The 21548-nt window shown below is 67.4% G+C and carries 21 protein-coding genes; 7 read left to right on the top strand and 14 right to left on the bottom strand.

The annotated features are described in order from the left end of the window. Positions 1-5: 5 nt before the first annotated feature. Positions 6-1331, bottom strand: a complete 1326-nt coding sequence (locus tag ABL844_RS31635; RefSeq protein ID WP_418130069.1) for an Nramp family divalent metal transporter — start codon at positions 1329-1331, stop codon at positions 6-8. Positions 1332-1448: 117 nt separating this feature from the next. On the opposite strand from ABL844_RS31635, the gene ABL844_RS31640 reads away from it, so the two are divergent. The 3 genes from ABL844_RS31640 to ABL844_RS31650 all read left to right on the top strand — a co-directional run bounded on the left by ABL844_RS31640 (position 1449) and on the right by ABL844_RS31650 (position 3145). Next, positions 1449-1757: a putative quinol monooxygenase gene (locus ABL844_RS31640; protein ID WP_126020947.1), complete on the top strand. Its 309-nt coding sequence runs from the start codon at positions 1449-1451 to the stop codon at positions 1755-1757. Positions 1758-1963: 206 nt separating this feature from the next. Continuing rightward, a complete protein-coding gene (locus ABL844_RS31645) occupies positions 1964-2524 on the top strand; it encodes a hypothetical protein (protein ID WP_418130070.1) in 561 nt (186 codons plus the stop codon). 24 nt (positions 2525-2548) lie between these two features. Beyond that, positions 2549-3145 (top strand): hypothetical protein, encoded by a 597-nt coding sequence (locus tag ABL844_RS31650; protein ID WP_418130071.1) that lies wholly within the window; start codon positions 2549-2551, stop codon positions 3143-3145. 66 nt (positions 3146-3211) lie between these two features. Here ABL844_RS31650 and gap read toward each other — a convergent pair whose 3' ends face one another. Both gap and ABL844_RS31660 read right to left on the bottom strand, forming a co-directional pair. Continuing rightward, on the bottom strand, positions 3212-4213 hold the full coding sequence (gene gap, locus ABL844_RS31655; RefSeq protein ID WP_126020941.1) for a type I glyceraldehyde-3-phosphate dehydrogenase: 1002 nt from the start codon (positions 4211-4213) through the stop codon (positions 3212-3214). 51 nt (positions 4214-4264) lie between these two features. Then, positions 4265-6367 (bottom strand): transketolase family protein, encoded by a 2103-nt coding sequence (locus tag ABL844_RS31660; protein ID WP_418130072.1) that lies wholly within the window; start codon positions 6365-6367, stop codon positions 4265-4267. A gap of 144 nt (positions 6368-6511) precedes the next feature. On the opposite strand from ABL844_RS31660, the gene speD reads away from it, so the two are divergent. Genes speD through ABL844_RS31675 form a run of 3 tightly spaced genes read left to right on the top strand, consistent with a single transcriptional unit; the run spans position 6512 to position 9023 of the window. Then, on the top strand, positions 6512-6892 hold the full coding sequence (speD, locus tag ABL844_RS31665) for an adenosylmethionine decarboxylase (protein ID WP_019653741.1): 381 nt from the start codon (positions 6512-6514) through the stop codon (positions 6890-6892). 20 nt (positions 6893-6912) lie between these two features. Next, a complete protein-coding gene (locus ABL844_RS31670; protein WP_418131971.1) occupies positions 6913-7626 on the top strand; it encodes a nucleotidyltransferase family protein in 714 nt (237 codons plus the stop codon). Beyond that, entirely contained in the window at positions 7623-9023 is a 1401-nt protein-coding gene (locus ABL844_RS31675) for an aminopeptidase P N-terminal domain-containing protein (protein ID WP_418130073.1), read from the top strand. The genes ABL844_RS31670 and ABL844_RS31675 overlap by 4 nt, the downstream gene beginning before the upstream one ends. On the opposite strand, the gene ABL844_RS31680 is transcribed toward ABL844_RS31675, so the two are convergent. Then, a complete protein-coding gene (locus tag ABL844_RS31680) occupies positions 8965-9939 on the bottom strand; it encodes a LysR family transcriptional regulator (protein WP_418130074.1) in 975 nt (324 codons plus the stop codon). The genes ABL844_RS31675 and ABL844_RS31680 overlap by 59 nt on opposite strands. A 150-nt stretch (positions 9940-10089) precedes the next feature. Between ABL844_RS31680 and ABL844_RS31685 the strand changes: the two genes are divergently transcribed. Further along, the gene (locus ABL844_RS31685; RefSeq protein ID WP_418130075.1) at positions 10090-11157 is read left to right on the top strand and encodes an aldo/keto reductase; all 1068 of its coding nucleotides are present in this window, start codon (positions 10090-10092) and stop codon (positions 11155-11157) included. A gap of 68 nt (positions 11158-11225) precedes the next feature. On the opposite strand, the gene ABL844_RS31690 is transcribed toward ABL844_RS31685, so the two are convergent. The 10 genes from ABL844_RS31690 to ABL844_RS31735 all read right to left on the bottom strand — a co-directional run bounded on the left by ABL844_RS31690 (position 11226) and on the right by ABL844_RS31735 (position 21547). After that, positions 11226-11600, bottom strand: a complete 375-nt coding sequence (locus tag ABL844_RS31690; protein WP_418130076.1) for a DUF3325 domain-containing protein — start codon at positions 11598-11600, stop codon at positions 11226-11228. 5 nt (positions 11601-11605) lie between these two features. Beyond that, entirely contained in the window at positions 11606-13285 is a 1680-nt protein-coding gene (locus tag ABL844_RS31695; protein ID WP_418130077.1) for a PepSY-associated TM helix domain-containing protein, read from the bottom strand. Continuing rightward, on the bottom strand, positions 13282-13587 hold the full coding sequence (locus ABL844_RS31700; RefSeq protein WP_418130078.1) for a DUF3649 domain-containing protein: 306 nt from the start codon (positions 13585-13587) through the stop codon (positions 13282-13284). The genes ABL844_RS31695 and ABL844_RS31700 overlap by 4 nt, the downstream gene beginning before the upstream one ends. A gap of 154 nt (positions 13588-13741) precedes the next feature. Beyond that, positions 13742-14224 carry a hypothetical protein gene (locus ABL844_RS31705; protein ID WP_418130079.1) on the bottom strand — a complete coding sequence of 161 codons (483 nt, stop codon included), beginning with the start codon at positions 14222-14224 and terminating at the stop codon, positions 13742-13744. Between the two features lie 4 nt (positions 14225-14228). After that, a complete protein-coding gene (locus ABL844_RS31710; protein WP_369660290.1) occupies positions 14229-14837 on the bottom strand; it encodes a hypothetical protein in 609 nt (202 codons plus the stop codon). A gap of 2 nt (positions 14838-14839) precedes the next feature. After that, on the bottom strand, positions 14840-15853 hold the full coding sequence (locus ABL844_RS31715; protein ID WP_369660289.1) for a phage tail protein: 1014 nt from the start codon (positions 15851-15853) through the stop codon (positions 14840-14842). Positions 15854-15866: 13 nt separating this feature from the next. After that, complete coding sequence (locus ABL844_RS31720; RefSeq protein WP_418130080.1) at positions 15867-16304, bottom strand: phage tail fiber protein; 438 nt, start codon at positions 16302-16304, stop codon at positions 15867-15869. A gap of 27 nt (positions 16305-16331) precedes the next feature. Then, on the bottom strand, positions 16332-16946 hold the full coding sequence (locus tag ABL844_RS31725; RefSeq protein WP_418130081.1) for a DUF4376 domain-containing protein: 615 nt from the start codon (positions 16944-16946) through the stop codon (positions 16332-16334). 3 nt (positions 16947-16949) lie between these two features. Further along, the gene (locus tag ABL844_RS31730; protein WP_418130082.1) at positions 16950-20999 is read right to left on the bottom strand and encodes a phage tail tip fiber protein; all 4050 of its coding nucleotides are present in this window, start codon (positions 20997-20999) and stop codon (positions 16950-16952) included. A 131-nt stretch (positions 21000-21130) separates the two neighbouring features. After that, complete coding sequence (locus ABL844_RS31735; protein WP_418130083.1) at positions 21131-21547, bottom strand: DUF6950 family protein; 417 nt, start codon at positions 21545-21547, stop codon at positions 21131-21133. Between the last annotated feature and the right edge of the window lies 1 nt (position 21548).

A 21548-nucleotide genomic window follows, 5' to 3' on the forward strand; every position in this document is an offset into this window, starting at 1 on the left:
CCGGCTCAATTGCCCGTGGCCACGGAGGCGATGAGCCAGACGTTGGCCGCGCCGATCACGCCGAACAGCAGCCACGCGAGCGACTTCACCACCGGCCCGTTGGCGAAGCCGCCCATCAGCGCGCGGCTGCTGGTGAAGCGGATCAGCGGCCACATCGCGAACGGCAGCTGGAAGCTCAGCACCACCTGGCTGAGCACCAGCATCTTGCCCACGCCGCCGTCGCCGAACCACCACACGCCCAGCCATGCCGGGCCCAGCGCCAGCGCACGCGTGATGAGCCTGCGTTGCCAGCACGGGATCTTCAGGTCGAGGAAGCCTTCCATGATGATCTGGCCCGCGATGGTGCCGGTGAAGGTCGAGCTCTGGCCCGAAGCCAGCAGTGCGATGCCGAACAGCGTGGCCGCGATGGCGCTGCCGACGATGGGCTCCAGCAGCCGGTAGGCGTCGTCGATCTCCGTCACCTCGCGGTGGCCGGTGGCGTGGAAGGCACTGGCCGCCAGCACCATGATCGCCGCGTTGACCAGCAGCGCGAGCGAGAGCGACACCACCGCGTCGAGCGTGCAGAAGCGCACCGCCTCGCGTCGCGCGGGCTCGGTGTCGGCGATCAGGCGCGTCTGCACGATGGACGAATGCAGGTACAGGTTGTGGGGCATCACCGTCGCGCCGACGATGCCGATGGCCAGGTACAGCGCGCCCGGCTGGTGCAGCCGCTCCAGGCTCGGGCCGAAGCCCATCGCCACGCCGAACCAGTTGGGCGGCGACATCGCGAGTTCGACGACGAAGCAGGCCGCGATGGTGCCGACGAGCCCCAGCACGATGGCCTCCACGCGCCGGAAGCCCGCGCCCTGCAGGCCCAGCACCAGCAGCGTGTCGAAGGCCGTGATGCCGATGCCCACCGGAATCGACACGCCGAACAGCAGGTGCAGCGCGAGCGCGCTGCCCAGCACCTCGGCGAGGTCGCAGGCCACGATGGCCAGCTCGGCGCCCAGCCACAGGAAACGGTTGACGCGCGGCGAGTAATGCTCGCGGCAGGCGCGCGCCAGGTCCTTGCGCGCGACGATGCCCAGCCGCACGCACAGCGTCTGCAGCAGCATGGCAGACAGGCTCGCCAGCAGCACCACGAACAGCAGCCCGTAGCCGAAGCGCGAGCCGGCCTCGATGTCTGTGGCCCAGTTGCCCGGGTCCATGTAGCCGACCGACACCAGCAGGCCCGGGCCCGCGTAGCGCATCAGCTTCTTGAAGAAGGGCAGTTCCTGCGGGACGGCCACGCTGCCCTTGACTTCGGAAGGGCAGAAGGGCGCGGTGGCCGTGCGAGGGAGCGGGAAGAACATGCAGGCGATGATAGGGACAAGGCCGCGGCGTTGTCGCGGACCTGACCGGCACTGCCGCGCCGAATCTCTTAGATTCGACCGTCGTCATTCACCACTCATCCAACCGGAGACTTTTCAATGATCCACGTCGTCGCCGTCATCACCGCCAAACCGGGCCAGCGCGCCAGGCTGCTCGAAGCCTTCGCCGAGAACCGCGCGGCCGTGCTGGCCGAGGCAGGCTGCATCGAGTACGGCGCCACGGTCGATGCGCAGGGCATCCCCGCGTCGAAGGCCAGCTTCGGCCCCGACACCTTCGTCGTGATCGAGAAGTGGGAAACGCTGGCGCACCTGCAGGCGCACGCGGTCGCGCCGCACATGAAGGCGCACAGCGAGAAGACGAAGGAGCTCACCGCGGGCAAGCTGATCCACGTGCTCGAGCCGGTCTGAGTCCGTCTTAGTCCGTTCGTTCTTTCCGCTCACGTCGCGCACCTTCCGGTTTCGCGGCATCACGCATTCGCGCGCCGCGCGATGCGTGCTACCGTCGCGCCGGGAGCACGCGCCACCGATGCACCATGCATGCATCGCGGGCCTCGTGAAGATGCGGAGAGGGGACCGACGGGATGGCGATCTTTAGTTCGCAGCAGGGCTGGCGTTTGCGCAGCCTCCTCTTGCCCGGCGCGCTGGCAGCCGCCGTTCTGGCCACCGGCTGCGCGCCATTGCTGGCGCCGCCCTACGCGGCCGACTACGAGACCCTCGACAAGCTGGAGGCCACGCGGCCCGGCCCGGTGGCCCTCGCGAAGGCGCAGCCCACCGATGCGGACGACAAGGTCAACACCGTGCGCCTGCGCAGTGCCCGGCTGCTGTCGCCCAGCGGCAGCTTCGCGCAGTACCTGCAGGACGCGATGATGCGCGACCTCAGCGAGATCTCCGTCTACGACCCGAAGGCGCCCACGCGCATCGCGGCGCGCGTGCTGGCCAACGAGATCGACCTGGGCGTGATCAACGGCACCGGCCGCATGGACGTGGAGATCACAGTCACGCGCGACGCCATGCAGCGCCTGCGCAAGACCTACCGCGCCGAGACCGCCTTCGATTCGAGCTACGCGAGCATCGTCGCCGTGCCTGCCGGGCAGGCCGCGTATCCGCGCCTCGTGCGTGCGCTGCTGCGACAGGTGTACGCCGATCCGCAGTTCGTGGCCGCCATCGGCCGTTGATCCCAGAGGTCAGGAGGCGCTTCGATGCAGTTCCCCTTTTCTTCTTCTCTTCCGGTGGCCATGGCGCTGTCGGCACTGCTGCTGCTCGCCGGCTGCGTGCACCCGATCACCATGATCACCGAGACCGCACCGGCTCGCTCGCAGGCGCACCTCATCCCGAAGAAGGTCGCCTACGTGATGACCTATGCGGATCGAGACCTGGAAGTGGTCACCCCAGGCGGCAGCGGCGACCGCGTGAGCTACTACCCGTACCGCGACCTGGAGAAGTCGATACGCGACGCGTTGCGCGCCGTCTACCGCGACGTCGTCGTTCTGCGCACCGCCGGCGACGCGAAGGCCAACGAGGCGGCGGGCGTGTCGCTGGTGTTCTCGCCGCGCATCAAGACCGATTCGAGCTCGTCCTCATGGATCAGCTGGCCGCCGACCTCGTTCACGGCCGAGGTCTCGTGCGTGGTGACCGATGCGGCAGGCGCCGAGGTCACGCGCGTGCGCGCCGTGGGCAACGGCACGGCCGAGTTCGGGGAGTTCAAGGGCGACTTCGGGTTGGCGGCGCGACGGGCTGCGACGCGGTTGACCTCGCAGCTGAGCAGCGAGGTCCGCAGGAACGAGAAGCTGCGATGACGGCGAGCAGGAGCCCAAATAAAAAAACGCGCCCGAGGGCGCGTTTTTTGTCGAGGCCGTGAAGTCTTACTTCGAGACGACCTTCACCATCTCCAGGCACTTGTTCGAGTAGCCCCATTCGTTGTCGTACCAGCTCACGAGCTTCACGAAGGTGCCGTCGAGCGCGATGCCGGCTTCGGCGTCGAAGATCGAGGTGCGCGGGTCGCCGCGGAAGTCGGTGGCCACCACCTTGTCTTCGGTGTAGCCCAGCACGCCCTTGAGCGCGCCTTCGCTCTGTGCCTTCATCTCGGCGCAGATTTCCTTGTACGTGGCTTCCTTTACCAGCTCGACCGTCAGGTCGACCACCGACACGTCGGAGGTCGGTACGCGGAAGCTCATGCCGGTGAGCTTCTTGTTGAGCTCGGGAATCACCACGCCCACGGCCTTGGCCGCGCCCGTCGACGACGGGATGATGTTTTCCAGGATGCCGCGGCCGCCGCGCCAGTCCTTGTTGCTCGGGCCGTCCACGGTCTTCTGCGTGGCGGTGGCGGCGTGCACGGTGGTCATCAGGCCGCGCTTGATGCCCCACTTGTCGTTCAGCACCTTGGCCAGCGGGGCCAGGCAGTTGGTGGTGCAGCTGGCGTTGCTGATGATGGCTTCGCCGGCGTACTTCTTGTCGTTCACGCCGTAGACGAACATGGGGGTGTCGTCCTTCGACGGTGCCGACAGGATCACCTTCCTGGCGCCCGCATCGATGTGCTTCTGCGCGGTTTCCTTGGTGAGGAAGAGGCCGGTCGACTCGAGCACGATGTCGGCGCCGACTTCGTTCCACTTCAGTTGCGCGGGGTCGCGCTCCTGCGTCAGGCGGATCTTCTTGCCGTTCACGATCAGCGTGCTGCCCTCGACCGTCACTTCACCCTTGAAGCGGCCATGCACCGAGTCGTACTGGAGCATGTAGGCCAGGTAGTCGGGCTCGAGCAGGTCGTTGATGGCGACGATTTCGATGTCGTTCTTGAAGTTCTGCACGGCTGCGCGCAGCACGTTGCGACCGATGCGGCCGAAGCCGTTGATACCGAGTTTGATAGCCATCTGACTTGCTCCTAAGGTTGAAAAACTGTTGTCGTGATCCGGCGAAAGGACTCAGTCGCGCAGCGCCGCTTCCACCGTGGCGGCCACGTTCTCCGCCGTGAATCCGAAGTGCTTGAACAGCACCGGCGCCGGCGCCGATTCGCCGTACGTGTCGATGCCGACGACGGCCGCGCAGCCGTACTTCCACCAGCCGCCGGTGCAGCCCATTTCCACGGCGATGCGCGGCAGCTTCTTGGGCAGCACGGCCTTCTTGTAGGCCAGGTCCTGGCGGTCGAAGGTGGTGGTCGAGGGCATCGACACCACGCGCACGGCGATCTTCTTCTCGGCCAGCAGCTTCTGGGCGGCCAGCGCGAGCGGCACTTCGGAGCCGGTGGCGATGATGACGGCCGCCGTCTTCTTGTTCTTGAGGCCGACGTTCTCCGGCTCGGAGAGCACGTAGGCGCCGCGGCTGATGTCGCCGAGCTCGCTCTTGGGCGAGTAGGCGATGTTCTGGCGGCTCAACAGCAGCGCGGTCGGGCGCGACTGGTTCTGCAGCGCCACGGCCCAGGCCACGGCCGTCTCGGCGGTGTCCGAAGGGCGCCAGACGTCGAGGTTAGGGATCAGGCGCAGCGAGGCGGCGTGCTCGATCGACTGGTGCGTGGGGCCGTCTTCGCCCAGGCCGATGGAGTCGTGCGTGAACACGTGGATCACGCGGCGCTTCATCAGCGCGGCCATGCGGATGGCGTTGCGGCTGTAGTCGCTGAAAGTGAGGAAAGTGCCGCCGTAGGGGATGTAGCCACCGTGCAGCGCCACGCCGTTCATGATGGCGGCCATGCCGAACTCGCGCACGCCGTAGTTGATGTGGCGGCCGATGGTGCCGTGCGGCGCTTCGGCCGGGGCTTCGGGCTTGGCTTCGTCTTCAGCGCCCTGCTTGGCAGGAACGGCCGGCACGTTCATGACCACCGAGCCGGTCTTCGGATCGAAGCGCAGGGCGGCCGTGCTCTTGGTGTTGGTGAGGTTCGAGCCGGTCAGGTCGGCGCTGCCGCCGAGCATCTCGGGCAGCGCGGCGGTGAAGGCTTCGAGCGCGAGCTGGCTGGCCTTGCGGCTGGCGACGGTCTCGGCCTTGGTGTGTGCGGCAACCACGGTGTCGAACGCGACCTGGTGGAAGTCCTTGGGCAGCTCGCCCTTCATGCGGCGGGTGAACTCCGCGGCCAGCTCGGGGTAGGCGGCGGCGTAGGCTGCGAACCTGTCGTTCCACTCGGCTTCGGTCTTGGCGCCGGCTTCCTTGTGGTCCCAGTCGGCATACACCTCGGCCGGAACTTCGAATGCGGGGTAGGGCCAGCCGATGGCTTCGCGGGTGAGCACGATTTCTTCCGCGCCCAGCGCCTCGCCGTGCGCCTTGGCGGTGCCGGCACGGTTCGGGCTGCCCTTGCCGATGACGGTCTTGCAGACGATCAGCGTGGGCTTCGACTCTTCCTTCCTGGCCTTGGCGATGGCCTTGGACACCGCAGCGGCGTCGTTGCCGTCGATCGGGCCGATGACGTTCCAGCCGTAGGCCTTGAAGCGCTCTTCGGTGTTGTCGATGAACCAGGGCTTGACCTGGCCGTCGATGCTGATGCCGTTGTCGTCGTACAGCGCGATCAGCTTGTTCAGGTGCCAGGCGCCGGCCAGCGCGCAGGCTTCGTGGCTGATGCCTTCCATCATGCAGCCGTCGCCCAGGAAGACGTAGGTGTGATGGTCGACCACCGTGTGGTCCTTGCGGTTGAACTCGGCCGACAGCAGCTTCTCCGCCAGCGCGAAGCCCACCGCGTTGGTGATGCCCTGGCCCAGCGGGCCGGTGGTGGTCTCCACGCCCGGGGTCACGTCCACCTCGGGGTGGCCGGCGGTCTTGCTGTGCAGCTGGCGGAAGTTCTTGAGTTCGCCGATGGGCAGGTCGTAGCCGGTCAGGTGCAGCACCGAGTACAGCAGCATCGAGGCGTGGCCGTTCGACAGCACGAAGCGGTCGCGGTCGAACCAGTGCGGGTTGGCGGGGTTGTAGCGCAGGTGATCGCCCCAGAGTGCGACGGCCATGTCGGCCATGCCCATCGGTGCGCCCGGATGTCCGGAATTTGCTTGTTGGACGGCATCCATGGCCAGTGCGCGGATTGCGTTGGCCATCAGGGCGTGGTTTGCCATGTGCGGTGGACTTTCGGAGGGAAAAGAGGGGTTGGGGTGGGGAGAACCCGCGATTTTACCGGGCGAGCCCCGGACGCTCCCGATACGGCCTGAACACCCTTCCGATGTTCTTGTGCGTCAGGCGGACTGCTAGAGTTGCCACCCATGCACGGGCTGCACCTCACCGCCGACCTCCACGACTGCCAATGCGGCCCCCAGTGGCTCACCGACCGCGACGCGCTGGGGGCCGTCTGCCTCAAGGCGGTGGCGGCCGCCGGGCTGCAGGCGGTGGGCAAGCTGATCCACGGCTTCCCGGCCACGCCGCAAGGGCCGGGCGGCGTCACGGCCACGGTGCTGCTGGCCGAATCGCACCTGTGCATCCACACCTGGCCCGAGCAGCGCGGCGTGACGCTGGACGTGTACGTCTGCAACTTCAGCGGCGACCACTCGGCCAAGGCGCATGCGCTGATGGAGTGCCTGGTGTCGCTGTTCCAGCCCCGGCACAGCGAGCGCAACGAACTGCAGCGCGGACGGGTCGCGGCGTGAGCGGCAACGCGGTGCGCGCCATGATCCTGGCCGCCGGGCGCGGCGAGCGCATGCGGCCCCTGACCGACTCCTGCCCCAAGCCCCTGCTGGAGGTGCGTGGCAAGCCCCTGATGCAATGGCCGATGGAGGCGCTGGCCGCCGGCGGCTTCACCGAGCTGGTCGTCAATACCGACTGGCTGGGCAAGCAGATTTCAGACCGGTTCGGCGCAAAGCCTTTGCTGGACGGGCACTCCGCGCTATCGATTTCATACTCCGACGAGGGCCGCGACTTCGGCGGCGCGCTGGAGACGGCCGGCGGCATCGTGCGTGCGCTGCCCCTGCTGGGCGACGTGTTCTGGGTCGCGGCCGGCGACGTGTTCGCGCCCGGATTCGCCTTCACGCAGGCCTCGGTCGACCGTTTCATGGCCGGCGGCAGGCTCGCGCACCTCTGGCTGGTGCCGAACCCCGCGCACAACCTGAAGGGCGATTTCGGCCTCTCTGCGGATGGCCTCGCGCTCAACACCGCTGCCGAGAAGTACACCTTCTCGACCATCGGCCTGTACCGGGCCGCGCTCTTCGCACCGCCCTACTGCGACATCCCGGGCGGCAACCCGGCCGGCCGCAAGGCCCCATTGGCGCCGATCCTGCGCGCCGCGATGGACAATGAACTCGTGAGCGCAGAGCTCTACACCGGCCCCTGGACCGATGTGGGAACCCCCGAACGGCTCGCCCAACTGAACACGCCAACAAGATGACCGCAGCAGACATCGCCACCACGATCTACGCCGAGCGCCGCGCGCGCCTCGCCTCGCAACTCGGCAAGGACGGCATCGCCATCATCCCGACCGCGCCCGAGCGGCCGCGCAACCGCGACACCGACTTCCTCTACCGCCACGACAGCTACTTCTATTACCTGACCGGCTTCACCGAGCCCAACGCCTGGCTGGTGCTGGCCGGCGACGGCCGCGCCACGCTGTTCTGCGCGCCCAAGGACATCGAGCGCGAGATCTGGGACGGCTACCGCCTGGGGCCCGACGCGGCGCCCGCGGCGCTGGGCGTCGACGAGGCCTTCCCCGTCACCGAGCTCGACGCGAAGCTGCCCAAGCTGCTGGAGAACCGCGCCACCGTGTGGTTTCCCTTCGCCATCCACAAGGGCCTGGAAAGCCGCGTCGACGGCTGGCTGCAGTCGGTGCGCGCGCGCGTGCGCTACGGCGCGCTGTGCCCCGACGAGCAACGCGACCTGTGCGGCCCGCTCGACGAGATGCGCCTGGTCAAGGACGCGCACGAGCAGGACATCATGCGCCGCGCCGCGCAGATCAGCGCCCGCGCGCACGTGCGCGCGATGCAGCTGTCGGCCCGCATGCTGCGCGAAGGCAAGGATGCGCGCGAGTACCACCTCGACGCCGAGCTGCTGCATGAATTCCGCCTCGGCGGCTCGCAATATCCGGCGTACTACTCCATCGTCGCGGCAGGCGCCAATGCCTGCGTGCTGCACTACCGTGCCGACGCCGCGCCCGTGCGCAAGGGCGAACTGGTGCTTATCGACGCCGGCTGCGAGCTCGACGGCTACGCCAGCGACATCACCCGCACCTTCCCCGCCGACGGCAAGTTCAGCGGCCCGCAGCGCGCGCTGTACGACCTGGTGCTGGCCAGCCAGGACGCGGCGGCTGCCGCCACCAGGGCCGGCAACCGCTTCAACGACCCGCACGACGCCGCGGTGCGGGTGCTCGCGCAGGGCATGCTCGACTTTGGCCTGCTCGATGCCAACAAGGTCGGCAGCGTCGACGACGTCATCGACACGCGCGCCTACTTCCAGTTCTACATGCACCGCACCGGCCACTGGCTCGGCATGGACGTGCACGACTGCGGCAGTTATGTCGAGCCCACGCAGGTGGGCGAGGTGAGCGAGCGCAAGGACCCGCTGTCGAACGAAGTCATCAAGAACCGCCCCAGCCGCATCCTGCACCCCGGCATGGTGCTGACGCTGGAACCCGGCATCTACGTGCGCCCCGCGGACGGCGTGCCCGAGCAGTTCTACAACATCGGCATCCGCATCGAGGACGACGCAATCGTCACCGCCACCGGCTGCGAACTCATTTCGCGCGGCGTGCCGGTGAAGGCGGACGAGATCGAGGCGCTGATGCGGGCCTGACCGCCCGCTGCGTCACCGGCGGCGGCGCGTGCCGCGCCTGCAGGAAGTCGATGAACAACCGCAGCTTGCGCGGCATCTGCGCGCGGCTCGGGTAGTAGAGATAGAAGCCCGGAAAGGTCGGCCACCAGGGCTCCAGCAGCGGCACGAGGCGGCCGCTAGCGAAGTCTTCGCGCACCGCGCCTTCGAACGATGTGGCAATGCCCGCGCCCGAGCGCGCGGCCGCGAGCAGCAGGTCTGCGTCGTTGCTGATGAGCGGCCCGGCGAGTTCCACGTCGAGCACGCGCCCATCCTGCGCGTATTCCCAGCGATAGAGGCCGCCGGTGGTCAGGCGGTAGTTCAGGCACCGGTGTTCGCGCAGGTCTTCGGGCGTGAGCGGCAGCCTGCGCCCTTTCAGGTAACTGGGCGCCGCGTAGGTGACCATGCGCACCGGCCCGCCCACGGGCACGGCCACCACGTCCTGAGCGAGGCTCTCGCCCAGGCGGATGCCGGCGTCGAAGCCGCCTTCCACCAGGTCGACCATGCGGTTGTCGCAGACGAACTCGAGCGTGATGTCCGGATAGGCGTTGGCGAACACGCCGAAGTGCGGAAAGAAGAGCAACTCGGCCGCCACGCGTGAGACGTTCAGGCGCAGCAGACCGGCGGGCCTGTCGCGCGCCTCGTCGATGCCTTCGACCGCCTGCGCTAACGCGGCGAGGCCCTGCTGCGCACCCGCGAGGAACTGTTGGCCCAGTTCAGTCACGCCGACGCGGCGCGTGGTGCGGTCCAGCAGGCGCACGCCGAGCTTCTGCTCCAGCGTGCGCACGGTCTGCGAAAGGGCTGATGGCGACAGGCCCAGCTCCTGCGCGGCGCGCGTGAAGCTGGCGTGATGCGCCACGCGGGCGAAGGCGGCGATAGCGGGCAGCAGTTCGGGCGACATGGCGGCCATTATGAAGACTGGCTTCATAAAGCATTCGCTCCAGCAGGCTTTTTCCAAAGCAATCGCGCAAATACCTTCCAGGTCATGGCGATGCGGCCCTCGCGTCGCCGCCTTCAACCTCGAAACGCACGCACGAAAGGAATCTGAATCATGAAGCTGGACGACTACATCACCCTCGGCCGCTCGGGCCTGCGCGTCAGCCCCATGTCGCTGGGCACCATGACCTTCGGCCAGGAATGGGGCTGGGGCGCCGACGCGGGCGAATCGCGCCGCATGTTCGACCTCTACGTGGAGCGCGGCGGCAACTTCATCGACACCGCCAACTTCTATACCAACGGCAGCTCGGAAAAGCTGCTGGGCCAGTTCATCGCCGACCGACGCGAGTCGGTGGTGGTGGCCACCAAGTACTCGCTGAACATGCAGCCGGGCAACCCCAACGCGGGCGGCAACCACCGCCGCAACATGGTGCGCTCGGTGGAGGCCAGCCTGAAGCGGCTGGGCACCGACTACATCGACCTGCTGTACCTGCACATCTGGGACGGGCTCACGCCCTTCGAGGAAGTGATGCGCGCCTTCGACGACCTCGTGCGCTCGGGCAAGGTGCTGTACGCGGGCATCTCCGACACGCCGGCCTGGCAGATCGCGCGCATGCAGACGCTGGCCGAACTGCGCGGCTGGGCGCCGCTGGTGGCGCTGCAGATCGAGTACAGCCTGATCGAGCGCACCGTGGAGCGCGAGTTGCTGCCGATGGCGCAGGAACTCGGCCTGGGCGTGCTGGCATGGTCGCCGCTGGGCAGCGGCGTGCTCTCGGGCAAGTACACGCGCGCCGACCTCGATCATCGCAACGCCCCGGCCTCGGGCGTGAAGGGTTCGCGCAAGGACGTGGCCGTGGGCAACGGCGCGCTCAGCGCCCGCTCGCTGGAGATCGCCGAAGCGGTGGGGCAGGTCGCACGGGAGCAGGGCCGGCCGAGCGCGCAGATCGCGCTGGCGTGGCTGCTGCAGCGCCGCGCGCCGACGGTGATGCCGATCATCGGCGCGCGCACCTTCGCGCAGTTCGAGGACAACCTCGGCGCGCTCGAGGTTCAGCTCGACGCCGATGCGCTGCAGCGCCTGGAAGCGGCCAGCGCCGTGTCGATGGGCTTCCCGCACGACTTCATGGCGCTGCCGATGACGCAGGGTGTGCTCTCGGGCGGCAGCTCGGTGCGGCGGCCCGCATGAAGCCGCGCGGCTTTATGTTTCGGCGGTGGAAGGCGCGATGAGCGGACAGGCGCTGCCCACCGCCTCCGTCACGGCGTGAGCGGCGCGGACAACGGCGGCAAGAGGCTCGCCAGCAGGCTGCACAGCGCGACGGCCGTGGCCGTGAACGCGATCCAGTGAAAGCGGCGCGGCGCATAGCTGAGCAGCCCCACGGTCGACCACGCAGCCGCCGTGAGCGCACCCAGCCAGAGCACCCAGCCGATCGCGCTGCCCGCCGCGCGCAGGCTGGCGCCCAGCGACAGGCACAGCAGCAGCGCTCCGCCGAGCTGCAGCCAGCGTCGCCACGGGCCCGGCGTGCTGCCTCGCCCATAGACGTCCTCGCTGTGGCGGTCCATCGCGAGGCTCAGCGCGCAGAAGCCCGCGAGCGATGCGGCGAACACGAGGGAGAGGAGGGACGAATCCATTACCGTCACGAACCCTGGCCCGACGGGGCGAGCGTCGACGACTGCTGCGGCTGTTGTGGCGATGGCGGCGGTTTCTTCTCTACCTGCTGCCTTGCAGCCATCGACTTGCGCCGCTTGCGCTCGACGATCCACACCGCGCCCGCGAACCCCAGGCCCAGCGCGATCGCGACGAGGTCGAAGCCCGCCACCGCGCTCGGTCCGGCGCGCAGGCTGACGGTCAGCGGCGCAGGACCGGTGAACGCATTGAGCACCGGCAGCAGAACGAAGAGCAACGCGCCAGCCGCGAGCTGTGCCTGCCACATGCGCAGCGTGGGCCGCAGCAGGCCGAGCACTGCGGCCGCGCCCCAGACGATGAAGAACCAGCGGATCTCCGCCTCGCCACGCTCGGCCATGCCCACCGGCAACAGGCGGTTGGCCCAGAAGAAGGAAGCCATCGCGACGGGCAGGCCGGCGATGGCGCCGAGGTTCAGGCCGTCGACCAGCCGCAGTCCGATGCTCACGCGCCCACCCTGCTTGAGCGTCTTCGCGAACTTCTGGCGCTCCTTCACGGCCCACAGCAGAAGTCCCGTCGCCACCATCAGGCAGCCCGCGAGCCCCGAGAGGAAGAAAAGCGCGCGCAGCAGCGGATCACCGAAGCGCGCGATGTGCAGGCCATAGAGCACGCCGCGCGTTTCGGCCGCGGGCTTGGGCACGTCGCCGTAGGCGCCGATCAGCGCGCCGGTGGTGCCGTTGAAAAGCATCGATGGCTTGTCGTAGGAGAGCTGCGGCCCCTCGGCGCGGGTGAGCGCGACGACCGCGTTGGCGTCGTTGGGCTGGTGCACGGTGACGCGACCGACGGGAGCGCCGTTCCAGTGCGCGGAGGCCTGCGCCATCATCGGCGCGATGGGCGCGAGCGGGACCCTGTTGCCCGAGGCCTTGACCTGGTCGCGGCCGCCGCCGGGAAAGACCTCGGAGAAGAAGGCCTGCTCGCCGCCGCGATCCTTGTAGGCCGCCTGCGGCGCCCAGGGCATGTACATGAACATCAGCGTGACCAGGCCCGTGTACGTGATCATCAGGTGATAGGGCAGCGCGAGCACCGCCGTCACGTTGTGCGCGTCGAGCCAGGAGCGCTGGCCCTTCTTCGGGCGGAAGGTGAAGAAGTCCTTGAAGATGCGCTTGTGCGTGACGATGCCGCTGAAGATCGCCACCAGCATGAACATCGCGCAGAAGCCGACGATCCATCGCGCCCACAGCGCGGGCATGTAGTGCAGGTCGAAATGCAGGCGGTAGAAGAACTCGCCGCCGCGCGTCACGCGCGGCGCGGAGAGGGCCTCGCCGGTGGCGGGGTCGAGCGAGACACGGTCGAAGCGGCGGCGCGGCTTGTCGCCGGGGGCGGCAGTCGAGGCGGGCGTGGCGAGAAACAGCACGTCGGTCGACGGCTGGCGCTCGGTCGGCAGGTTGATGAACCAGCGCGGGCTGCCGGCGCCGTGCTTCTGGAGATAGGCCACCGCGCCCTCGGCCGCCTGGGCCGGCGGAACCTCCGTGCGTGCGGCTGCCGCGTGCAGCTCCGGCTTCATCCAGAAGGTGATCTCGTCCTTGAAATACGAGGCCGTGCCGGCCGCGAACACCATGAACAGCACCCAGCCGACCAGCAGGCCCGACCAGGTGTGAAGCCATGCCATCGACTGGCGGAAGCCCTCCTTCACGCGGCGCCTCCGGTGGCATGCATGAGCCACGCGAGCAGGCCCAGCACGGCCGCGGCAGCGGCAAGGCCCGCCCACGCACGCGATGCCGTACGCGCCGCGAAGACCCACATCACCGCGAACGCGAAGACGGCGAAGGAAGCGAGCAGGCCGGTCATCGTGGCCTCGCTGCGGGCCATGCCGAAGATGGCGGGCAGGCTCAGCGCAAGCACCACGGATGACAGCGCGGCGACGCCGTAGCCGCCTGCGATAGCGGCTACGGCGCGCGAAGCCACGCTCAGGCGGTAACGAACGCCCGCGGTCACGACGCGCGCCGGACGGCGTGCGAGGTCGTTCGGAGATTCATGGAGGAGGGGAAGGAAAGCCCGAGAAGATGAGAATAATACTCATCTTCACAGGGTCCACGCCTGGATGACGTGCACCTGCGCGGGTTTTCCGTCCTCTCACCCGGTCTTCTTGCTAGGAAGCCGGCCCCGCCGGGCGCCACCGCCCGGCATTGGCGCGCCACTCGTACAGCCGCGATCCGATCTGGACGATGTCGCCATTGGCAACGTTCGCAGGAAAAAGCTGGTCGTACGCTCGCAGGCGATAGCCGAGGAAGTCCGCCGCCGCCTCGACATCGCCCTCCGAAGACACCACGCCCACGCCCACACCGAGCAGCGGTGCGGACTGCGGCATCAGGCCGGAGACGTTGGACACGATCGATGCGGGGGCTTCGAGCGTGGCACCCTGCGTCATCGCCCCAACCGCGCTGCGCACGGCCACCAGGCCGCCCGTGGCGTAGGCCGCCAGCTCCAGCAGGCCGGAGGACGAAGCCCGGCTTGCGCCGATCCCGACCAGGCTGGCGTCCCCGGCCAGATAGCCCGCGACCTCGTAGACGAGCGCACCCGAGAACGGCTTGGCGCCGAAGGCCGAGGCCCCGAAGGTCAATGCGCCGTACATGGGGCTACTCCGATGGCGACCCGGCCGCCGGTTCGAACGCAAGGAAGTCGCACACGGGCAGCATCGGCAGCAGCTGCTCCAGCGTCGGCTCCTCGGCCTGGCCTGCCGTGACCTTGTCCTGCAGCGAATAGCAGAAGTCCCACACCAGCGAGCGCCATGCGCGGAAGGCACGGCCTTGCGCCTGGAAGCGCGGGACGGCCGGCTCCTCAGCGTAGGTGACCGCGGTCCTGATGTCGTCGAAGCCGTAAGCGGCCGCTGTGCTGTCGAGATGCTTCTGCACCCCGTCGCGCAAGGCTGCGGCACGTTCTTCGAGAGTCGGCTCGTGCGGTTCGGGCGTCGCCGGTTGCTCGATGCCGGGCACTTCTGGCTCCGGCCGCGCCGATGGTTCGGGAACTGGCTCCGGCACGGGAATGTCCTCGGCGATCCACATGCCGTTGGCGGCAGCGAAATAGCGCTTGCCTTCGACGGGAGGCGGCGGCTCCGCGATCAGGCAATTGCCTGGAACCAGCCACACCTCGCCTTCGTCGGCGGGCGAGAGGTCGCTCTCGTCGAGCACGATGGGGCCGATGTAGACGCGGTCGGGGCCGAATGAATAGACGGTCTTTGTTTTCATGGTCAGTACTTGATGCATGCGAGGTAGGCGGTGTTGCGGGGACGAGCCTCCGTGCTGCCATTGCTGTTCACGGAGATTCCGGTGGCGCTGTTCTTGATCGTGATCCCAGTCGCAGACGCGTAAATGCCGATCCCTGTACCGGATGCCCCCACTCCAACGTTGTGCCCGTGATTTCCGCTGCCGTCGGTGCCCAAAGTTTCGTATCCATCCGTGATATTTCCGAGAACACCGGAAATGCCCGCGCCTACACCAGACATGTGTGTGCGCGAGTAGGTGTGGCCGTGCCAGCCTTGTTGATCCGTCCAAGCACCATGCGCATGGCCGGGATCAGCAACGCCATGCGCATGGCCAGGATCGGTAATCGCATGAGCATGACCTGGGTCGGCGACGGGGTGTGCGTGTGCCAGATTGGCACTTTCCTGATAGGAACCAAGCGTTCGATCAGGATCGAACCCCCGTCCATCGTCCAGCCCTCGATCGAACACCCCCCGCCCATCGGGCAGATTAAAGGTGGTCGAACCATCCCCCGTCCCGTAAGTCGTACCGATCTTCGCGAAGAGCCGCGCATAAGTCGTACGCGAAACCGCCGCCCCGTTGCGCTTCAGGTAGCCCGCGGGCGGCGTCGCCTGCGCGAAGTAGCAGACCATGCCCGTCTGGTCGAGGCCCAGCGCCTCCTGCCAGTCGGCCTTCAACTGCTCGGTGGAAGCCGAGAGAATGGTCAGCCCGATCTGCTTCGGCCCTTCCGGAAAGTCGACCTTCGCGCCGTCGTTGCTCGATGCAATGACCAGGGTGCGCGCGAGCGCGCCGCCGGTCATCGTGGCCCGGCCCAGTTCGAACAGGCCGGTTGGGCGGCCGACCGAGTCGACCGCGTTGATCATGTAGTGGCAGGTGTCTCCCTCTGCCATGCCAGCTGCGGAGAACGGTCGATATGCATCGACGGCGCCCTGCAGCGCGAAGGAGCCCAGCCCTACGGTGGTGCTGGCCTCCAGAATGCGGTCTGCTGTCTTGTGTGCCATCGCGATGTGCCGTTCAGACCGTCAGAAACGCGACCTTGGTCGACGTCTTCAGGCGCGGAACCACGCCGGCCTGGATCGGGATCACCGGCGTCAGAGCACCGTGCAGCAGCAGCAGGCCATTGCCCGCGGCCGCGGTGCCGATGCCCAGGTGCGTGGCCGTGCCCACGGCCGTGCCGGCCACTTCCAGGAACTCGAGCGCATTCACCAGGAATGCCTCGTTCCCGATCACCGACCAGCCCGCCGGGCTGCGCGGCACGGCGATCCGTGCATAGCCCGGATACACCAGTTCGTTGGTGCTCTGGTTGGCGCCGGCACCGGGAGCGGCTGTGAGAAGACTGATGTAGAGATCCGTCGACGGGTTCGCGGAGGCGTTGTCGGCCAGCCCGGCGATGGGCGTGCCGAGAAGGATCAGTTTGACGAAAGCGTTGGCGGATGCGGATGAATATGCCATTCGAAGCTCCTGGTTCGGGTTGGTTGGTTATGCAAGCGAGAGGTTGTCGGCGGGCTGTTCGCCCATGAAGTCGGCCAGGTTGCAGCTGGCCGGGATGTCTGAGGCGTCGAGCCCGTCGATGAAGACATGGGCTGCGCGCTCGGCGGAAAAGCAGGCCTGCACGTGATCGGCGATGGCGCGCGAGATGGCTTGCACCTCTTCGCGCGTGAGCGTGACGAAGCCATCGACAGCCTTGAAGTCGATGCTGTCGATCGCTCCGGCGTCCATCTCGACCAGCATCTGGGCAAGCGCCGCGCGGTCTTCGCGGCCCGTTCGCACGCGCAGCCCGCCCGGCAGCGTCAGGCCGCCGGTCTCCGCGCTCCAGCGTTGCTCGGCGAGGTCGGCCTTGAGCTGAGCCCTCCGGTCATCCGGCGTGCGCGGATCGCGCCAGGCATGCGACGACCAGTCGAAGACATGACGCTCGCTCGGTCGCTCAGGCAGCAGCTCGGGAGAGCCGTTACGGATGTATGAACCCGGTTCTGCCGGCCCCAGATAGACGGACTCTCCGGGCCCTGCCTGAGCACGGCACCACTCGACGGTGGCTTGCGTTCCGGTGCAGCGGATCTCGCCGGTGCGGGTGTTGTAGACAGTGAAGTGAGGCATGGTTCAGCGGCGCGTGGAGAGCGCGTAGATGGAAGAGCCGGCGGTGCCGACCTGCGCGGGAGTAATGAGACTGATCGAGTGCCAGCCAGGGTTCAGAGACACCTGGATACCACCGGTCACGGTGGTCCCGGCAATGCCGGCTCCCAGCCATCGCAGCGCACCGTCGACGTACAGAGAGACATAGGCCGTCTGCATCACGAAGACAGAGCCCTGGATGAAAGTCTCCAACGGCACGCTGCCAGGTATGAAGTGATTGACCGAGACCGTGTTCGACGCGGACGACGCGAAAGAAGGCACCGTCACGGCCTGACCACGCAGATTCAACGTATCGATCACATCCAGTTGATTGATCGTCAGCCCTTCGTTCTGCAGGTTGAAGCCCGGCCCCCACAACCGGAACCGGCCGGTGGCGTTCTGCATCTGCAGCCCCATGCCGTTGCAGTTCAGTTCGACGAAGGTGTCGCCGCCGGAGTGGCGCGCAAGAATCCATCCCCAGCTGTTGTCGCCGATCCACTTGTTCGCGCTGCGCAGGAAACCCCAGCCGCCCACACCGTCCCCGGAGATGTCGACCTGGCCCGCGTTGACATAACCCAGGCGAGAGGTGATTGCCGACAACCGGTCTACGCTGATCGAGCGCGCGAGGATACTGCCGTCGACCACCAGCGTGCCGTCGATGCCCACGGTTGATGTCCCGGCCACTGCGCCGACCACGAAGGGGTACTTTGTGACGCCGCCGGCTGCTTGCTGCGCCACAGCGAAACGATCGACCAGTACCGTGAAATTGCTCTCCTGGCCATCGTTATTCAGCAGCACTCCCGCAACCTTGTTGCCTGCGACTACCTTCACGCCCCACTTGGCCGACAACTTACCCATGTCGTCGACCTGAGTACGCGACACGTGTTCGACAGCAGCCTCCATGTCGTCGACACGCGAGACGAGAGAACTACGCATGTCGGCTTCCGCGGAAACGGCCGTCACACGAGCCGTCACCTCATTACGGATCGCAGCCACGGCGCCTCGATCGCTGGCCTCCGAGGTATAGGGCGTCACAGGGAAACGCCCCTGCTCGATCTTCACGAATCGCACACCGATCGCCCCGCCTGCGGTGTAGTCACTCCATCGGAACGAGACCCGCCCCGTGGCGGCCGCCACCGGCGCCAGCGCTTCGACCGCGAAGTCGTTGCGCCGGATTTGCTCGTTCATGAACGCATGCCGCCCATCCTTAATGTTGCTCACATCGGCCAATGACTTCCCGCTCGCGTCGAAGAACTCGATCGCGAAGCCGCTGCGGCCCGTGTCGCTCTCGAACATCGAATCGCCCGACGCCGCATACCAGCTCCCCGGCTTTGCAGGAAAGCTGTCGCTGACCAAGCGACCGCCGGCAGGAACTGCAGCCTGCAGCCGCGCCGAAGCACCCCAGTCGTCCTCCACGACATTCCAGTCGTTGCCTTGCTGATCCCACTTGTCGAGATCGAACTCGAACCCACCGTTGAACACCAGGTTGGCACGCACATAGCCGACGGCACGCGCAGAGACGATGTCGATGCGCTGCGCCAACTGCTCGGCCGTGTCGCTGACGACCTTCTCCACGTGCGTGATCGCGGTGCCGCGTTCGATGGCCTCATCGACCAGGCGCTCGCTGATGCCCGAATTGACGTTCAGCAGGTCCGCGATCTGCTCGTCGAGGCCCTCCTGCAGTTCCTTGATCGCATCGTCGATCGACGGCAACGAGGCGAGCTGGACATAGCCGGCATCGCTCCCATTGCCCGCCGCATCGAACGCAGTCACCCAGTAGACCCGCGTCGCGGCCACCGGCTCGTTGCGCACGAAGTTGAGCGAACCCGTACGCCCGATCTCGACCGCCTCGGCCAGCGTCGGCCCCACCTTGACGATGTACGCTGAGATCGGCTGCGTGGTGCCGCACGGCTGCCAGGCCAGCTCGATCTGCGAGCCCCATACCTCGCCTCGCACGATCGGTTGCGCGGGTGGCGCGATCTCGATGGTGGTCGAGATCGGGATGCCCCAGACCCCTTGCGTGTTGCCGTGCTGCGCCCAGACCTTCACCGCGCCCGTGGGCAGCCATCCGATGTTCGCGGTGAGGGCCTTGCCGGTCCACCGCTCCACCGCCGTCTCGAAGGTCGGGCCGACGAAGATCCGCGTCGCCCCCCATTCGAGCAGATCAATGCCCGCAGGAGCCGACCAGCGTGCCACCACGCCGTTCGGTTCGACGGCGAGGCTCAGCCCCTCGACGTCGCCCGGCTTCACGCTCGCGCCCTGCAGCGTGTGGGTGACCATCGTCCAGTAGCTGGACGCGTAGGCCGTCATGAACCGTGCGCGCACCTGGTATTCACCATGCACTTCCAGGCCGAGCAGGAAGGTCTCGGTGGCGGTGCCGGGCAGGGTGACGCTCTGCCAATCGCCGACCGGCGTGGTCGTGCGCCATTGAACCTGCACGTTCCCGCCGCGGCGCACGGCATCCTCCGCCGATGCGGACCAGCTCACGCGCGCGCGGATCACCAGCGTGCCGCCCTGCTGCACCATCTGCTCCTGGCCGCTGCGCACCTTCAGGTCGAGCGGGGGCTGCGGCAGCAGGAAGGGGTTGGGCAGATTGGTGTTGGGTGACGGGTCGCGCAGCACCTCGTCGGCGGTGTCGTAGAAAGTCTCTTCGTCCTCGATGACCTGGAACGAGAGCGGCGAGCTCATCGAATAGGTCCAGTCCTGCACCCGGAACGGCTTGTTGGCGAAGCCGTACAGCGCGCTGGTCAGCAGGATGCGGTCACCCGGCTGCAGGTGCCACGCCAGCATCTTCGGATGGACCTGCAGCACGAAGCCGCCGCGGCTCTGCTCCACCAGCACGCGTGCGATCTGGTGGGTGCGCGCATGGGCCGTGGTGAAGGGCAGCACGAGGTCGAGGAATTTGTCCTTCTGGTCGTTCTCGCGGAAGACCGCGTTCTGGTACTGCTTGAAGTCTTCCGACACGCCGTTGCGCGTGAGGTTGACGTACGTGCCCCTTGCGCCGTTGTAGCGCGCGGTGCCGGGGTTGCAGGTCTGCACCACGGTGATGGGCGCCAGCAGGTCCTCGTCGGTCAGCGAGAGAACGGGCGTGGTCCAGGCACCGGCCAGGATGCGCCATACGCCGCCCGACTCGAGGCTGTAGCCGGCCATCGTGTCTTCGAGCTGCTGCCGCGTGCTGTCGCGGTCCTGGTCGGAGCGGAACATGCCGTCGCAGGTGTAGCGCGCCACGCTGCCGCCGTAGTTGGGCCTGTCGGCCGCGACCGTGGCGGGGTTGTAGATGGCCGTGTCGCAAGCGTTGGCGGCAACGATCAGCGCGTTCTGGTCGATCTGGTCGTTGGAGGCCAGGTAGCCCTCTTCCGAGCGCAAAAAGTCGGCCAGGCACAGCGCAGGGTTGCGGCTGTATACGGTCGCGCCGGTGCGCGGGTCGTAGACCTTCTTGCCCTTAACGCTGGCGGTGATGGTTGGCAGGCCGCCCTGGAAGCGCTCGACGAAGAGATTGAGCGTGACGACGATGTACGTGTAGCCGCTGAGCTTGTGCGCATCGGTCCACAGGCCCTTGCTCGCGGGCCACGGATCGAGGTTCGCGCGCATGTACGCATCGGCCGTATCGACGCCATTGGGCGACAGGTGGATCTGCACGTTGACGCCAGGGATGCCACCGCCGATCGATTCCGAATCAGTGACGATGAATTCCGGGTTCGACGAGTAGCCGTTAGCGTCGAGCGCACCAATCGAGATGCCCTCGATCTGGATGTCGGTCACGGCTTCGCAAGGGTGCGCGGCCAGAACCATCACGACGTGCTTCAGATGGCTGAACTCGCCGCCTGTGAGCACTGCCACGACGGCACCACCAACCGGCGCGGGCTCGCCGTAGATGACGGTATGCGGCGCATCGGACGCGAGGATCGTGGTGGTGCGCTCCTTGATGTTCGCAACGTCTTCGGCGAGCTTGCGTGCCGCTGCGGCCTTGGCCTGCTTCTTGGCTTGCATGTTGCCGTAGGCACTCGACACGATGGACAGAGCGGCCGAAACGATCATGCCGCCCACAGCGGCAGCGGCCCCCGCAGCTGCGCCTACAGCCGACCCGATCGCACTAAGAATGGAAACGGGCTCTGCCATCGCAGCAGTGCACACCCCAAGAAGGGCACCGAGGAGGAGTGTGAGACGGATCAGACGCGCCATGTCGCAACCCCCGCACCAAGTGGCAAGAAAATCAGCCGATCAGCCGCCGGCGCCGCGATGTGCGACCCCGTGCAGATCCCGAAGCTGTAGCCCGACACGCGCCCCACCTTGCCGCCACTGCGCGCCAACACCACGTCGCCGCGCTGCGCCATCGCACCGGGCAGGGAGGGGCCGAGCCGCGCGGTGGCGGCCGGCAGAAACCCGCCGGCCGCGCGCACGACACGCATCGCCGCCAACAGGTTCTTTCTTCCGACAGGCGCATCGGCCGCACGCAGGTCCGCCAGCGGGTCCTTGCCCGTGCGCGCGATGATCCAGTCGGCCGCGATGTGCGCGCAGTCGTGTCGGAAGTACTCGAAGGGCACGTCTCTTCGTGCCGCGATGAAATCGTCCAGGTTCTTCGTCATG

The organism is Variovorax sp. 278MFTsu5.1, from assembly GCF_048305045.1.
GTDB lineage: Bacteria > Pseudomonadota > Gammaproteobacteria > Burkholderiales > Burkholderiaceae_C > Variovorax > Variovorax guangxiensis.